Annotated in this window: 14 protein-coding genes; 12 read left to right on the top strand and 2 right to left on the bottom strand. The window is 57.7% G+C overall.

The features are described 5' to 3' along the window. The first annotated feature begins 10 nt into the window (after nucleotides 1-10). Genes ABIE11_RS03185 through pptA form a run of 5 tightly spaced genes read left to right on the top strand, consistent with a single transcriptional unit; the run spans nucleotide 11 to nucleotide 3,508 of the window. Nucleotides 11-934, top strand: a complete 924-nt coding sequence (locus tag ABIE11_RS03185) for an amino acid ABC transporter permease (RefSeq protein ID WP_100780059.1) — start codon at nucleotides 11-13, stop codon at nucleotides 932-934. After that, a complete protein-coding gene (locus tag ABIE11_RS03180) occupies nucleotides 918-1,691 on the top strand; it encodes an amino acid ABC transporter ATP-binding protein (protein WP_100780060.1) in 774 nt (257 codons plus the stop codon). The genes ABIE11_RS03185 and ABIE11_RS03180 overlap by 17 nt, the downstream gene beginning before the upstream one ends. A gap of 9 nt (nucleotides 1,692-1,700) precedes the next feature. Then, the gene (locus ABIE11_RS03175; protein ID WP_107703506.1) at nucleotides 1,701-2,588 is read left to right on the top strand and encodes an ABC transporter substrate-binding protein; all 888 of its coding nucleotides are present in this window, start codon (nucleotides 1,701-1,703) and stop codon (nucleotides 2,586-2,588) included. A gap of 37 nt (nucleotides 2,589-2,625) precedes the next feature. After that, the gene (locus tag ABIE11_RS03170; RefSeq protein WP_429183973.1) at nucleotides 2,626-3,243 is read left to right on the top strand and encodes a glutathione S-transferase family protein; all 618 of its coding nucleotides are present in this window, start codon (nucleotides 2,626-2,628) and stop codon (nucleotides 3,241-3,243) included. Between the two features lie 34 nt (nucleotides 3,244-3,277). After that, a complete protein-coding gene (pptA, locus tag ABIE11_RS03165) occupies nucleotides 3,278-3,508 on the top strand; it encodes a tautomerase PptA (protein ID WP_012017474.1) in 231 nt (76 codons plus the stop codon). Between the two features lie 42 nt (nucleotides 3,509-3,550). On the opposite strand, the gene ABIE11_RS03160 is transcribed toward pptA, so the two are convergent. Continuing rightward, entirely contained in the window at nucleotides 3,551-3,853 is a 303-nt protein-coding gene (locus tag ABIE11_RS03160) for an ArsR/SmtB family transcription factor (protein WP_123427826.1), read from the bottom strand. 160 nt (nucleotides 3,854-4,013) lie between these two features. Between ABIE11_RS03160 and fusA the strand changes: the two genes are divergently transcribed. Next, nucleotides 4,014-6,116, top strand: coding sequence for an elongation factor G (gene fusA / locus ABIE11_RS03155; protein WP_429183972.1), 2,103 nt, complete (start codon nucleotides 4,014-4,016; stop codon nucleotides 6,114-6,116). A gap of 61 nt (nucleotides 6,117-6,177) precedes the next feature. On the opposite strand, the gene ABIE11_RS03150 is transcribed toward fusA, so the two are convergent. After that, nucleotides 6,178-6,750, bottom strand: coding sequence for a flavin reductase family protein (locus tag ABIE11_RS03150; protein ID WP_429183971.1), 573 nt, complete (start codon nucleotides 6,748-6,750; stop codon nucleotides 6,178-6,180). A 137-nt stretch (nucleotides 6,751-6,887) separates the two neighbouring features. On the opposite strand from ABIE11_RS03150, the gene ABIE11_RS03145 reads away from it, so the two are divergent. From ABIE11_RS03145 to ABIE11_RS03120, 6 genes are all read left to right on the top strand, one after another. Then, complete coding sequence (locus ABIE11_RS03145; RefSeq protein WP_429183970.1) at nucleotides 6,888-7,580, top strand: ABC transporter ATP-binding protein; 693 nt, start codon at nucleotides 6,888-6,890, stop codon at nucleotides 7,578-7,580. After that, entirely contained in the window at nucleotides 7,577-8,545 is a 969-nt protein-coding gene (locus ABIE11_RS03140) for an ABC transporter substrate-binding protein (RefSeq protein WP_429183969.1), read from the top strand. The genes ABIE11_RS03145 and ABIE11_RS03140 overlap by 4 nt, the downstream gene beginning before the upstream one ends. Nucleotides 8,546-8,584: 39 nt before the next feature. Further along, complete coding sequence (locus tag ABIE11_RS03135; protein ID WP_429183968.1) at nucleotides 8,585-10,240, top strand: ABC transporter permease; 1,656 nt, start codon at nucleotides 8,585-8,587, stop codon at nucleotides 10,238-10,240. A 72-nt stretch (nucleotides 10,241-10,312) separates the two neighbouring features. Next, nucleotides 10,313-11,158, top strand: a complete 846-nt coding sequence (gene nhoA, locus ABIE11_RS03130) for an N-hydroxyarylamine O-acetyltransferase (RefSeq protein WP_100780069.1) — start codon at nucleotides 10,313-10,315, stop codon at nucleotides 11,156-11,158. A gap of 323 nt (nucleotides 11,159-11,481) precedes the next feature. Beyond that, the gene (locus ABIE11_RS03125) at nucleotides 11,482-12,396 is read left to right on the top strand and encodes a LysR substrate-binding domain-containing protein (RefSeq protein ID WP_429183967.1); all 915 of its coding nucleotides are present in this window, start codon (nucleotides 11,482-11,484) and stop codon (nucleotides 12,394-12,396) included. Between the two features lie 281 nt (nucleotides 12,397-12,677). Then, on the top strand, nucleotides 12,678-14,897 hold the full coding sequence (locus ABIE11_RS03120; protein WP_429183966.1) for an autotransporter outer membrane beta-barrel domain-containing protein: 2,220 nt from the start codon (nucleotides 12,678-12,680) through the stop codon (nucleotides 14,895-14,897). Nucleotides 14,898-14,920: the final 23 nt, after the last annotated feature.

The raw sequence follows: 14,920 nt of genomic DNA, 5'->3' as shown, positions 1-14,920 counted from the left end.
AGGAACGACGATGAACAACAACGTTGAAACCATCAAAGTGGTCCCGGCGCGCTATCCCTGGCGCACCGTCGGAGCGATTGCCGCGCTGTTTGTGCTGGCGGTCGTCGTTCAGTCGGTGGCCTTTAATCCGCGCTGGGAGTGGGGCGTGTTTGCACGCTGGTTCTTCGATCCGGTGATTCTGGAAGGGGTCGGGCAAACGCTGCTGCTGACCTTAATTGGCACGGCGTTAAGCGTGGTGCTGGGCGGCATGTTAGCGCTGGCGCGACTCTCTTCGTCGTGGCTGTTAAGCACCCTGGCGTTTGGCTACATCTGGCTGTTCCGCTCGCTGCCGCTGATTGTGGTGCTGATTATTCTCTACAACTTCTCGTATCTGTACGACACGCTCTCCCTCGGCGTGCCTTTTACTCAGATAACCTGGGGCAAATTTGAGACCATCAACGTGCTGGGGCAGTTTTCTACCGCCGTGGTTGGCCTGACGCTGGTGCAGAGCGCTTACACCGCCGAAATCATTCGCGGCGGCTTTTTAGGCGTCGATCACGGTCAGTACGAAGCGGCTGCCGCGCTGGGTCTACCGGCCTGGCGTCGCACGGTGCGCATTATATTGCCGCAGGCGCTGCGCACCATTTTGCCGTCCGGGTTTAATGAGATTATCAGCCTCGCCAAAGGCACCGCCATGGTGTACGTCCTGGCCATGCCGGAGCTGTTCTACACCATTCAGATGATCTACAACCGCACGCAGGAGGTGATCCCGCTGCTGATGGTTGGCGCGGCCTGGTATCTGGTGATCACCACCGTGCTGTCGGTCATTCAGCATGTGGTGGAGCGCGGTCTTGCCCGCAGCGAACGCCGCTCGGCGGTAAATCAGTCTCGCGCCAGTCAGCGCACCCGTTCCGTTACCCCATCACAGGAGCCTATCCATGCCAGCCTCTCCTGAAGGACATATTTCGATTACCGGCGTCAGTAAATTCTTTGGTCGCCATAAGGCGCTGGATAACGTGTCGCTGGAGATTCCGCCAGGTTCGGTGACGGTGATCCTCGGCCCGTCCGGCTCCGGTAAATCGACGCTGCTGCGCACCATTAACCACCTGGAGCGCGTCGATGAAGGCTTTATCCAGATCGACGGGGATTACATCGGCTATCGCCGTCAGGGCGACAAACTCTATGAGCTGAAAGAGAAAGAGATCCTCAAGCAGCGCGTCAACGTCGGCTACGTGTTCCAGAACTTTAATCTCTTCCCGCATCTCACGGTGCTGGAAAACCTGATTGAAGCGCCGATTGCGCATAAGCAACTGAGCCGTAAAGCGGCGGTAGAGCGGGCGTACGGCCTGCTGGATGTGGTCGGGCTTCGTGAAAAAGCCGACGCCTGGTCGCGTCATCTTTCTGGCGGCCAGCAGCAGCGCATCGCCATTGCCCGTGCGCTGGCCCTGCGTCCGCGGGTGATGCTGTTTGATGAGCCAACGTCGGCTCTCGACCCGGAACTGGTGGGCGAAGTGCTGGACGTGATCAAAAAACTGGCCCGATCCGGCACTACGCTGGTGGTGGTGACGCATGAGATCGGTTTTGCCCGCGAAGTGGCCGATCAGGTGGTGTTCATGGTCGATGGCAAAATAGTCGAGCAGGGCAGTAGCGACGAGGTATTAAACCGTCCGTCCCACGCCCGAACGCGTCAGTTCCTGTCGAAAGTGCTGTAAGGAGAGGGTATGAAATACGGATTGCTGGCGCTGCTGGGCGTCGTTTCAGTGAGCCAGGCCAGCATTGATTTAAAGGCTAACGAACAGCCGCTGCCGGTGACAGTGGATCAGGCGGCGATCGCGAAGATCCCGCAGGGCTATAAATTTGTTGAGCCGGGTACGCTGACGGTCGCCATTTCTGCCCTTAATTCGCCGCCGCTGGCGCTCCTCGCCAGCGATAACCGCACCCGCATTGGCAGCGATCCGGATATCGCCCGGCTGCTGGCGGGGAGTCTCGGGTTAAAACTGAAACTGGTACCGACCGCCTGGGAAGACTGGCCGCTCGGGATCAGCTCCGGGCGTTACGATGTAGCGCTGGTGAACATTGCAGTGACCGAGCAGCGTAAAGAGAAGTTTGATTTTGCCACCTATCGCGTCGATTCACTGGCGTTTTCGGTGAAATCCACCAGCGACGTGCAGACAATTAAAAATGCCGAAGATCTGGCGGGTAAAAAGGTGATTGTCGGCTCCGGCACTAATCAGGAGCGCATTCTTCTCGGCTGGAACGAGGAGAACAAAAAGGCCGGGCGCGAGGCGGCGCTGCCGGTCTATCTGACGGATGACGCTTCCGGCAATTTGTATATTCAGTCCGGGCGCGCGGATGTGTTTTTCGGCCCGCAGTCGGTTTCCGCCTATAAAGCGGCGCTGACGGGCAAAACCCGGGTAGTGGGGCTTGGGCCGAAAAAAGCCTATGTTGCGACCACCACCAAAAAGGGGAATGAGCTGGTGTATGCCCTGCAGGCCGCGCTCGATGGGGCGATTCAGCGTGGGGAGTATCAGCAGGTGCTGGCGCGCTGGGGTGAGCAGGGCGAAGGCGTCGCGCGCTCCGAAGTCAATCCGCCGGGCATCACCTACTGATGTTCTACACTTAGAATTTGTTCTGAGTGGGGGCAGTATGATTAACGTGTATGGCGTACCCGGCTGGGGTTCGGCAATCAGCGAAGTGATGCTGACCCTGGCCGATATTCCCTATCGTTTTATCAACGTCGAAGGGTTTGATTCGCCCGGCCCGCAGCGCGTTCTGCTGGAGAAACTCAATCCGCTGTGCCAGGTGCCGACGCTGGAGCTGGAAAATGGCGCAGTGATGAGTGAAACGGCCGCCATCGGCCTGATGATTCTGGACCGTTGCCCGGAACTCGCCCCACCCGTGGGCCATCCCGACCGGGCACAGTTTCAGCGCCTGCTGATCTGGCTGGTGGCCAATGTCTATCCTACGTTTACCTACGCCGATTACCCTGAACGCTGGGCGCCGGACGCACCGGAACAGCTGCGCGAAAATTGTATCGCCTGGCGTAAGTCGCTCTATCTGTGGCTGGATAATCATCTTAAAGCCGCGCCCTATGCGCTTGGCGAGCAGCTCACGCTCATTGACGTCTATGTTGCGGTGATGCGCACCTGGGGCCCGCGCCACGCGTGGTTTGCCGCCAATACGCCACGTATCACCGCCATCGCCGATGCTGTCTGTCAGCGGCCAGAACTGCACAAGGTGTTAAAGGCGAACGAAATTATCTGATAAGTTGAAACGCTCACAACAACAGGAGCCTGCAATGCCACACGTTGATATCAAATGTTTTCCCCGCGATCTGAACGATGAACAAAAAACCGCCCTGGCGGCGGATATCGCGGAGGTGATTATTCGTCATTTTAACAGTAAAGACAGTTCAGTCTCTGTGGCCCTGAATCAGGTGCAGCAGGAAGACTGGAAAGCGCAGGTCTGGGATACGGAAATCGGACCGAAGCTGGATGAACTCATCAAAAAGCCTGGGTATTCGATGTAAGATTTAGGCCGGGTGGCGTCTGCGCTTACCCGGCATCAAACGCTAGCCCATCACCCGCAACAACGTATCCAGCAGCCCCGGAAAGCGGGCATCCAGATCTTCTCTTCGAAGCGAAATCATATTCTCGCGCCCCTGCGGGCGCTGCCAGATCACGCCGCTATCGCGCAGCACGCGCCAGTGGTGGGTCATGGTCGATTTGGCAATGTCTTCCGGGCGCAGGGCGTTGCAGCTCAGTTCACTGCCATCGGCGAGCAGGCGGAGGACCTCCAGTCGCAGCGGGTTACCGAGGGCTAACAGCACATTTTCCAGCGTGATTTGTTCAGGTTCGGGGTGGTTGGCGATCATAGACTTCCTGGGTTAGCGGGAAGGTGAGCTATCTTAATGATAGGCCCATCCTTAAAAAAATAGTTCGTATATACTCGTACAATAGGACTATTATAGCAGACGAACACACAGACGACCATTCCGGTCGTTCTACTCAAGTCAAAGTGACTAAGGATTTATCATGCCCCGACCCATCCCTCTTGAGCGTTATCGCAACATCGGTATCTCCGCGCATATCGATGCCGGTAAAACGACCACCACCGAGCGCATTCTGTTTTACACCGGAATGAGCCACAAATTGGGTGAAGTCCACGATGGCGCGGCAACAACTGACTGGATGGCGCAGGAGCAAGAGCGCGGGATCACCATTACGTCCGCGGCGGTGAGCTGCTTCTGGCCCGGTATGGATCGTAATTTTGAACCGCACCGGATCAACATTATCGACACCCCAGGGCACGTGGATTTCACCATTGAAGTGGAACGATCCATGCGCGTGCTCGACGGTGCGGTGATGGTTTATGACTCCGTCGGTGGCGTCCAGCCGCAGTCGGAAACCGTCTGGCGCCAGGCGAACAAATACCACGTCCCGCGCCTGGCGTTCGTCAACAAAATGGACCGTCCGGGAGCCGATTTCTTCCGCGTGGTGCAGATGATGATTGATCGCCTGAAGGCCAATCCGGTGCCGATTGTCATCCCTGTTGGCGCTGAAGAGCACTTCAGCGGGGTGGTCGATCTCATCAAAATGCGCGCCATTTTGTGGGACGACGCCACCCAGGGCATGACCTTCAGCTATGCGCCGGTCCCGGACGATTTGCTGAGCACCGCCAAAATCTGGCGGGAAAAAATGGTCTCGGCCGCCGCGGAAGCCAGCGATGCGCTGATGGATAAATACCTGGAAACGGGCGATCTGGATGAAGCGGAAATCATCGACGGGCTGCGTACACGCACGGTCAAAGGTGAAATCCAGCCGATGCTGTGCGGCAGTGCCTTTAAAAACAAAGGGGTACAGCGCATGCTCGACGCGGTGATCGAACTGATGCCGTCGCCCCTCGATGTGCCGGCTATTGATGGCGTGGATGATAAAGGGCAACCGGCGGAGCGTCACCCGAGCGACGACGAACCCTTCTCGGCGCTGGCGTTCAAGCTGATGACCGACCCGTACGTCGGCCAGCTGACCTTTATCCGTGTCTATTCTGGCGTGCTGAGAAAAGGCGATGCGGTGTATAACCCGGTGAAAGGGAAGAAAGAGCGTATCGGGCGTATTGTGCAGATGCATGCCAACGACCGTCATGAAGTCGATGAACTGCGCGCGGGCGATATCGCCGCCTGCGTGGGGCTGAAAGATGTCACGACAGGCGACACCCTGAGCGATCCGGATCACCTGATCACCCTGGAGCGTATGGAGTTCCCGGACCCGGTGATTTCTCTGGCGATTGAGCCGAAAACCAAGGCCGATCAGGAGAAAATGGGGATCGCGCTGCAGCGCCTGGCGGCAGAAGATCCGTCGTTCCGCCTGCACACGGACGAAGAATCCGGCCAGACGATTATCTCCGGGATGGGCGAGTTACACCTGGAAATTATCGTCGACCGCATGAAACGCGAGTTTGGCGTTGAAGCGAACATTGGCCGTCCACAGGTCACCTACCGCGAAACCTTGCGTAAAGCGGTGAAAGAGATCGAGGGAAAATTTGTCCGTCAGTCCGGCGGTAAAGGGCAGTACGGCCACGTCGTGCTAAGCCTTGAACCGCTTGAGCCAGGCAGCGGCTTTAAATTTGAAGACGCCACCAAAGGCGGCGTGGTGCCGCGCGAGTACATTCCGTCCGTGGAAAAAGGCTTGCGTGAAGCCATGAACAGCGGCGTGCTGGCGGGTTATCCGGTGGTAGACGTGAAAGCGACCCTGACTTTTGGTTCGTATCATGACGTCGACTCCTCGGAAATGGCCTTCCGCATGGCGGCGATCTTTGGCTTTAAAGAGGGCGCGCGCAAAGCGGACCCGGCGATTCTGGAGCCGGTGATGCACGTGGAGGTGGAAACGCCGGAAGAGTACGCCGGGAATATCATGGGCGATCTCTCTTCCCGTCGCGGGATGGTGCAGGGCATGGAAGAGCGGTTCGGCAGCCAGATTATTCGCGCTGACGTCCCACTGGCCGAGATGTTTGGTTACGCGACCACCCTGCGATCGATGTCGCAAGGGCGTGCAACCTACAGTATGGAGTTTCACCATTACGCCGAAGCGCCGCGCAACGTGGCCGATGACATTATTGCCAGTCGCGCGAAAGGCTAGCGCAGCCCGTTAAGCAGGAAAAATGCCCGGTAAACCGGGCCGACAAAATCAGCGCCGGAATTTATTCCGGCGCTTTTACGATCTTCCCGCTCGTCACAAAAGTTCCCGCCCCCAGGTGATGCAGCGTATTCAGTTTCTCCTCATCAAACTGCCAGCGTCCGGCGACAAACGCGCGTGAATCCGCTGCCGCAGCCACCACTTCGCCAAACAGCGTATCGTACTTTTCCGCCGCTGAGGTTGCAGGGAGTAAGCGACACTCCATCCATGCCAGACACCGCTCCTCTATCACCGGCAGGCCCAGCACCGGGCCGCGGACTGCCGGAATGCCATAGGCGTTGAATTTATCCTCATCGCGACCGCTGACGCTGCCCACGGCGTAGGTCCAGTTTGCGGCGGCGACGCCCGGAATGACGATACCAAACATGCCGCTGCGCTCGATCAGTTCGCGCGACCACGCGCTTTTATCCACCACAATCGCAATGCGCGGTGGTTCGAATTCGACGGGCATCGACCAGGCCGCGGCCATCACGTTGCGTCTGTCGATTTGCTCATCGCGGCTGGTGATAAGCACCGTCGGGCCGTGATTGAGAAGGCGGCTCGCATGTTTTAATTCAACGGGACGGAAATGGTTCACAGGAACTCCTCATACAGGGGCAATACGGCATTAAACGGCTGAAACGCAGGTGAAATCAAGCTGCAACATGCGTGTCATGCGTTCGTCATACAGGCTCCCTACAGTGGCGAACACGAAATCCCAAAGAGGATAACAAGATGTACAGCACTATCACGCTCAACGGCGTGTCGTACGCGTTTGGTGCGAACACCGTGTTAAATCTAGTCGATCTGCATATTGATGCGGGTAGCGTCGTCGCGCTGCTCGGTCCGTCTGGCTGTGGGAAAAGCACACTGCTGCGACTGCTCGCCGGGCTTGCACAGCCCGCACAGGGCGAAATCTTCTTTGGTGACCGACGGGTGGCGAAAGCAGGATGGTCGCTGCCGCCGGAGGTCCGTGACATTGGCATGGTCTTCCAGGATTACGCCCTCTGGCCACACATGACGGTGGCACAAAACGTGGCCTTCCCCCTGAAAATGCGCCACATCCCGCGCCGTGACATCGGCACGCGCGTGGCGCAGGCGCTGGCACGGGTTGGCTTAAGCGATTTTGCCGACCGCAAACCGGCGGGGTTATCCGGCGGCCAGCAGCAACGGGTAGCACTCGCCCGGGCGATCGTCGCCGAGCCGCGCGTGCTGCTGTTCGACGAACCGCTCTCCAATCTCGATAGCGAACTGCGCGAATCACTGTGTCATGAGATGGCAACGCTTCTGCGCCAGCTCGGGACGACGGCCATCTATGTTACCCACGACCGTCGGGAGGCAGAACTTCTGGCCGATCGCATCGTGCATTTGTCTGCAGGCAGCGTCGCTGCCGATCGTTTGATTTCATCCTCAGGGGAGTTCGCATGAAAAGGTCATTTGCCGTTACTAAAGGAGTTTTTCTCGCCATGGCGCTATCTTCCGTCATGATGTCCAGCGCCCACGCGCTGACCGTCTACACCGCAGGGCCAGGATCGCTGGCCAAGAATCTGGCAACCGGGTTTGAAAAGAAAACCGGGGTGAAAGTGGATATTTTCCAGGCGACCACCGGCAAAGTCATGGCGCGTCTGGAGGCCGAACAGGCCAACCCGCAGGCGGATATTTTGATCTCCGCGTCCTGGGATACAGCGGAAGATCTTCACCAGCGCGGCTGGCTGTTACCGTACCAGAGCGCGAACGCGCAGCACGTTCCGGCTACTCTGAAATCCACGGATTATGTCGCCCAGGGCGTGTCGGCGCTTGGCATCGTCTGGAACACCAAAAGCGGCACCCCGGAGCCAAAAGAGTGGCAGGATCTGACCACCGATGCGTTCAAAGATAAAGTCACCACGCCCGATCCGGCGCTGTCAGGCGCGTCGCTCGACCTGCTGATCGGGCTGCAAAACGGCATGGGCGACAACGCCTGGACGCTGTTTGATAAGCTGAAAAAGAACGGCATGGTGGTCAGCGGCCCGAACGCGCAGGCGGTGACGCCGGTGATGCAGGGGGCGAAAGCGGCGGTATTTGGCGCGGTTGACTATGTCTCTTACGGGAATATCAATCAGGGCGAATCGCTTAAAGTCATTTTCCCGTCCAGCGGCACGGTGATCGCGCCGCGTCCGATGATGATCCTGAAATCCACCGCCCATGCCGACGACGCCAAAGCGTTCGTCGATTACGTGTTGTCGCCAGAAGGCCAGACGATGGTGGCCGACGCCTGGCTGATGCCCGCGCGCGACGATGTTCAGGCTAAACGTCCGCTGCTCAACGAGCTAAAAATTCTGCCGACCAAAAGCGAGGGTAGCAGCGAGCGCAGCGATGTTCTCAAGCGCTTCAACACGCTTTTCTCCCTGTAATTCATTCGACGGGGGCAACCCCGTCTTCAGGATTGTCTCGTGAATCAACGATTTTTATCCGTGATGACGCTGGCGCTGCTGGTGATTCTGGTGGCGTTTCCGCTCGCGTTTATTCTCCTTCAGGCGGTATTTCCGCAGTTCAGTGCCGGATCGTTTTCCGGTGCGTTTGGCGGGGTAAAGGCGCTGTTAGCTGAGCCGCAGCTCCCCGGCATGCTCGGTGGCACGCTGCAGATTGCGCTCGGCGTGGCGCTGGTGAGCGCGCTGATCGGCTTTCCCCTCGGCGTGGCGCGCGGGCTGTTTAATCTGCCGCTGCCGCGCCTGTGGGATTTGCTGTTTCTGATCCCGTTTTTAACACCGCCCTATATCGCGGCGCTGTCGTGGATGCTGGTGCTTCAGACTAACGGCTATTTGCAGCAGCTCACCGGAATTTCCCTGAACGATCTGCTGTTCAGTAAAACCGGGATTGTGCTGGTGATGGCGCTGAATATTTTCCCGGTGGTTTACTTCGCCGTTTCGCGCAGTCTGCTCGCCAGCGGGCAGCGTCTGGCGCGGGTCGCCCGCGTTCATGGTGCCAGCGCGGGCAGGGCGTTCTGGCATATCACTCTGCCGATACTTTCCCCGTCCCTTGCAGCCGGGATGCTGCTGGCTTTTACCCTGGCGATTGAGGAGTTTGGCGTTCCGGCGGCGCTGGGAACGCGCGCGGGCGTAGTGATGCTGACCACCGATATCGAGAAAAAACTGGCCGACTGGCCAATCGATCTTTCGGGGGCATCGATGCTGTCGGTAGTATTAGTCGCCATCGCCCTGTGCGCCTGGGGAGTGCAGAAAAAGCTTACCGGTCAGCATGATGTCACCAGTATCACCGGTAAACCGACGGAAAACATGGGCGCGGAGGCGGGGCGCTGGACGCTGCCGATGGTGGCATTCATGGCGCTGGTAGGAATAATTGCGGTGATGTTGCCCGGCGCATCGATGGTGTTGTCGGGGGTTTTGGGCACGTTATCGGGCGGCGTGACGCTCTCTAACGTGACGTTGTCACACTATGCCGCGCTGTTTAGCCAGCAGGGTGACGCCCTGGCAGCGCTGGGAACCAGCCTCTCCCTGGCGTTCGGCGCGGCCTGCATCACCGGGCTGCTTGGCTTGCTGGCGTCGTGGCTGGTGGTGGTGCAGAAGATCACCGGGCGCGGCCTGATTGATGCGCTCTCTCTGATGCCTGCGGCGCTGCCCGGTGTGGTGGTCGGCGTCGGGTTGATCCTGCTGTGGAACCAGCCGTTCTGGGTGATTTCGCCCTATAACAGCTGGGCGATCCTGTTGCTCTCCTACTGCTGTTTACTTCTGCCGTGGCCGGTGCGCTATGTCGGGAGCGCACTGCGCCAGCTGGGCGGCAATCTTGAATCCGCCGCGCGCGTGCATGGTGCATCGGCGTTTCAGGCGCTGCGCTTTATCGTGCTGCCGCTGGTCTCCCCGGCGCTGCTGGCGGCGATGCTGATGGTCTTCGCCATTGCCTCTCGGGAGCTGGTAACGTCGCTGCTGCTTGCACCAGCCGGTACGCAAACCGTCTCGGTGTTTATCTGGCGTCAGTTTGAACAGGGCTCCGTGGGGCAAGGGATGGCGATGGCGACACTGACGCTAGTGACCGGGCTGGTGCTGATGCTCACGGCGCTTCGCATCATGCAGCGCGGCGCGGCCCGATAAAAAGCACTTTTGCACCAGTGGGTAGGCAAAAATAGTTTATAAACAGGGAATATCTCTACAAGGAACTTCACTATGTCCCCATTTCTGAGCGCCTATTTTGCCCGTATCGGCTGGCAGCAGCCGGTTTCCGTGGATATCGACACCCTGCGGGCGCTGCATTTGAGTCACAACTGCGCGATCCCGTTTGAAAATATTGACGTGGTCATGCCGCGCGAAATCCAGCTCGACGATCAGAGCGTGGCAGACAAACTGGTTTCGGCGCGTCGCGGCGGGTACTGCTTTGAGCAGAACGGGCTGTTCGAGCGCGTGCTGCGCGAAGTCGGTTTTGAGGTGCGCAGCGTGCTGGGCCGCGTGGTGCTGGCGAATCCGCCACAGATGCCGCCGCGCACCCACCGTCTGCTGCTGGTTGAACTCAACGGCGAGCGCTGGATTGCGGACGTCGGATTCGGTGGACAGACGCTGACGGCGCCGATTCGCCTGATTGCCGCAGAAGAGCAGGCCACGCCACACGGCGTCTATCGCCTGATGAACGAGAACAATGACTGGGTGTTGCAGTTCCGCCATCATGAGCACTGGCAGTCGATGTACCATTTTGACCTTGCGACGCAGTATTTCACCGATTACGTGATGGGCAATTTCTGGTCTGCTCACTGGCCGCAGTCGCACTTCCGCCATCACCTGCTGATGTGCCGACACCTGCCGGACGGCGGTAAATTGACACTGACCAATTACCACTTTACCCACTGGCAGGGTACGCGCGTGGCGGAGCAGATTAACCTGCCGGACGCCAAGGCGCTGTATACGCTGATGCAGGAGCGATTTGGGCTGGGCGTGGATGATCCGAAACACGGTTTTTCATTGACCGAACTGACGGCGGTGATGGCCGGGTTTGATACGCATCCCGATGCGGGGAAATAGAGTTAAAAGGGGCGAAAGCCCCTTCTGTTTTAATTGACGGCGAACGCTATTCGATCATCCAGGTAATATTTTTGTGCAGTCTATAATCCATATTTATTTTTAAATGACTTTAGTGTGTTGGATTAAAAATAAAATAAAGGTATGTCTTTTATGCCATTGCGATGCAAATAAAGCATCACCTGTGCAATTTACACTGCCGCAGAATTAAAATAATATCCCCACTCAATGCAAGGGCGTGAATTTAACGGTGATGTGACAGCCTATAGCACCATACATCCACTGCTATAATTTAACGATTATCCGTTGCTTTGCTGAGGATTCAGATGCGTCATCTGCCGAAAATTAATCAGCTAAAAAATCTTCGTGCGGTTATTCAGCACGGGAGCATACGTTCGGCAGCGGAGGCGAATCATCAGACACAGTCTGCGATGACCCGCAGCATTCAGGAGCTGGAAAAAACCTTGGGTGTGGTACTGCTGGACAGAACCGCGCGCGGCGCTTTGCTTACCGAGGCTGGCCGCATTTTTGAACCGCGAATGAACCTCGTACTCAACGAGCTGGAACGCGCCGTTGATGAGCTTCGCCAGCAGGAGAGTGCGGCCCATGGCGTGGTGATGTTTGGCTGCTCACATCTGCCAGCCTTCGGGATCATGCCGGGTATCATTGAGCGATTTCAGGCCCGTTATCCGCAGGCGACATTAACGGTGATCGAAGGGCAGCTGTCGGAGCTGTTGGCGTCGCTGCGTCTGGGGCGGATGGACTTTTTTCTCGGTATCGTCACACCGGATATTGCCCTGCAAGAGTTCAGCGAAGAGCTGCTGGGTATGGCGAAATTTTGTGTTTTTGCCCACAAGGATCATCCCTTGTCACAGGCGCGGTCGCTTGCAGAACTACGCAATGCGAAATGGTATCTCCCCATTGCCAGCGCCGGTTTTTTTAGCGCCATTGAGAGCGTGGTTTTTCCTGATGGCAAAGGCCCTGAAGCCTCTGTTCTGTATGGCGATTCCACCACTATTGCCGAACAGCTTATTTTGGGCGAGGGCTATCTTTCCGTGGGCCCGCAGGCCATGCTGGCCCTTCCGTGGCTGAAAGATAAGTTATGTCGGATAAATGTCGAGGAGATCCTGCCCGAAGGGAAATACAGTTTGATCTATCGCCAACAACAAACGCTCACACCCGTTGCAAAATTACTGATGAATGATATCCGTCACGCATTTATAAAATATTTCCCTGGTTAGCTATAATTACTTCTCCTGCTGGCGTTCTACACCAGCACACTAAAGGTCAGATTATGTTTATTTATTTTCCCCGTCCGCGGTGGGTTAATGCTGCTTCGCGCATGCCGACTCTTTTATCTTTTTCGATAAACCTGCTTCTCCTGCTTATTATTATTCCGATATCGGTTTCTGTTCAGGCGATTGATAATATTACTGAAGGGCAAGTTATTACTGTTCCTGGCGATGCAGGCTCACCGGCGACGGCGCTTAATTTTCATATTAACGGAACGTTAAATATAGGCGTGAGCGGGGGCGAAACGGGCATCGTACAAAGCTATAGCGGCTTTGTGGCGTCAACTGCGGATTCGGAAGGCCACGTGGTGGTGACGGGCGACGGTTCTCACTGGGATAACACCAGTTTCCTCTACGTCGGACATACGGGTAACGGAACCTTGCTCATTCGTGATGGCGGTTTGGTGACGAATCTCTCCACCGGATTTATCGGTTTTAATGCTTTGTCATCGGGCACGGTCGAAGTCACCGGGCCGGGCTCCACCTGGAATACCGTTAATAGCCTGGGGATTGGCCGCGACGGGGCGGGTACCTTGATCGTCGCTGATGGAGGCGTCGTCAATTCCCGCACGGTCACGCTTGGGCAAAACGCGGGGTCAAGCGGGGTGCTGATTATCGGAGGTGAGACTTCGCGCGCGCCGGGCACCGTTGTCGGGGATCGGATTACTGCCGGAGAGGGTTCCGGTAACATTATTCTTAATCATAACGCCACGGACTACGTATTCGACAGCACCCTGAATGATGGGCTGGATAATGCTGAAGGCGCGGGCACCGGGTTGGTCGGGAATATCTCGATCGACGCTGTTAACGGCAGAACGCTGTTTAATCGCGATCACGGTGATTTTACCGGGCTGCTACAGGCTCAGGAAAATGGCGTGATGAGCGTCAACGGCGATATGTCCGGTGCGACCGTGTCCCTGCTGTCGGGCGGCACGCTTGAGGGCACCGGGCGTGTCGGGAATACCACCAATGCAGGAACGATTTCGCCGGGCAACTCCATCGGCACCCTGACCATTGACGGGGATTATCACGGCGACGGCGGCAGAGTGCTGATGGAAAGTGTCCTCGGCGGCGATGATTCCCCCGCAGACCGGCTGCTTATTACCGGCAGCGCGTCGGGCAATACCACGGTTGAGATCGTGAATCTCGGTGGCGAAGGGGGATTCACGGAAAACGGTATTCCCCTGATTTTTGCCGCGCAGCAATCGGACGGCGAGGCATTTACGCTTCACGGTGATTTCACCACGACCGAGGGCGAACAGGCGGTGGTGCATGGCGCGTATGCCTACACGTTTCGCACGCTGGAGTATGGGCAGGGCCGCTGGTGGTATTTGACCTCGGATCTTGCCGATCCACAGTCACCGGTCGCGCCGGTGCCTGAAGTGCCCAATCCCGAAACCCCTGTGCCCAACCCGGTCACGCCGGGATTACCGGTGTTCCCTGTCATCCCTGAAACGCCGGATGAAAATGTGCCGCAGCGTTACCATCCCGGGGCGGCCCTCTATGAACAGTATCCGCAGATCCTCGCGGAACTGAATCGCGTTCCTACCCTGCAACAGCGCGTGGGTGATCGCTACTGGGTGGACGGCGTTGCGCCGCAAACAGAAAGTGCGCCTGGCTCCTGGGCGCGCATTGAAGGTACGCGTACGCACAGTGAGCCGGTCACATCCACGACCGACGCTCAGCGTACAACCACGCTCTGGAAACTACAGACCGGGCTGGATGTGCCAGTCCATGAAAACCCGCACGGGTTGCTGACGGGCGGCGTGAACTTTAGCTATGGCAAGGCGGATGCGGATATTCGTGCTTACTCTGGCAAAGGCAGTATCAACACCACCGGTTACGGCCCTGGGCTGACGCTGACCTGGTACGGCAATAATGGTTTTTATGTCGACGGGCAGCTGCAAATGATGTTTTTCGACAGCGATCTGGATTCCGATACGGTCGGCAAACCGCTGACATCGTCCAACAAAGGGAACGGCTATGCAGGCTCCGTCGAAACGGGCTGGCGTCTCGATTCCGACACCGGTTTTACGGTTACGCCGCAGGCGCAGCTGATCTGGTCGCGCGTGGATTTCGACAGTTTTGAAGACAGGTTCGACAGCAAGGTGTCACTCAGCGAGGGGAACAGTCTGCTTGCGCGTCTGGGTGTCAACGGCGATCGTCGTGACGAATGGCAGGCGCAGGACAAAACCCGGACACGCTCGTTGCTGCAAGTTACGCTCGATGTGTATCAGGAGCTGGGCGATGGCCGCTCAGTGGATGTCGCCGAGGTGAACTTTGCATCGCGCGATGCGCGGACGCAAATTGCGACGGGCGTTGGCGGGACACTGGCGTGGAATGACGGGCGCTATGAGGTGTACGGCAACCTGGGCGTTCAGGCGAGTCCGCATAATCCATCCGATAACTACGGGGCCGGCGGGAATATCGGGGTGCGCGTCAAATGGTAATGTCCCCGTCTGGAGTGACGGGG

The sequence above is a fragment of the Lelliottia sp. 489 genome (genome assembly GCF_050435885.1).
GTDB lineage: Bacteria > Pseudomonadota > Gammaproteobacteria > Enterobacterales > Enterobacteriaceae > Enterobacter > Enterobacter nimipressuralis.
This window is presented reverse-complemented; position numbering and strand designations above follow the sequence as displayed.

What these genes read in the sequence shown, in the direction of transcription:
- ABIE11_RS03185 (WP_100780059.1), top strand. Translation starts at nt 11, where the DNA reads ATGAACAACAACGTTGAAACCATCAAAGTGGTCCCGGCGCGCTATCCC.
- ABIE11_RS03180 (WP_100780060.1), top strand. Translation starts at nt 918, where the DNA reads ATGCCAGCCTCTCCTGAAGGACATATTTCGATTACCGGCGTCAGTAAA.
- ABIE11_RS03175 (WP_107703506.1), top strand. Translation starts at nt 1,701, where the DNA reads ATGAAATACGGATTGCTGGCGCTGCTGGGCGTCGTTTCAGTGAGCCAG.
- ABIE11_RS03170 (WP_429183973.1), top strand. Translation starts at nt 2,626, where the DNA reads ATGATTAACGTGTATGGCGTACCCGGCTGGGGTTCGGCAATCAGCGAA.
- pptA (WP_012017474.1), top strand. Translation starts at nt 3,278, where the DNA reads ATGCCACACGTTGATATCAAATGTTTTCCCCGCGATCTGAACGATGAA.
- ABIE11_RS03160 (WP_123427826.1), bottom strand. Translation starts at nt 3,853, where the DNA reads ATGATCGCCAACCACCCCGAACCTGAACAAATCACGCTGGAAAATGTG.
- fusA (WP_429183972.1), top strand. Translation starts at nt 4,014, where the DNA reads ATGCCCCGACCCATCCCTCTTGAGCGTTATCGCAACATCGGTATCTCC.
- ABIE11_RS03145 (WP_429183970.1), top strand. Translation starts at nt 6,888, where the DNA reads ATGTACAGCACTATCACGCTCAACGGCGTGTCGTACGCGTTTGGTGCG.
- ABIE11_RS03140 (WP_429183969.1), top strand. Translation starts at nt 7,577, where the DNA reads ATGAAAAGGTCATTTGCCGTTACTAAAGGAGTTTTTCTCGCCATGGCG.
- nhoA (WP_100780069.1), top strand. Translation starts at nt 10,313, where the DNA reads ATGTCCCCATTTCTGAGCGCCTATTTTGCCCGTATCGGCTGGCAGCAG.
- ABIE11_RS03125 (WP_429183967.1), top strand. Translation starts at nt 11,482, where the DNA reads ATGCGTCATCTGCCGAAAATTAATCAGCTAAAAAATCTTCGTGCGGTT.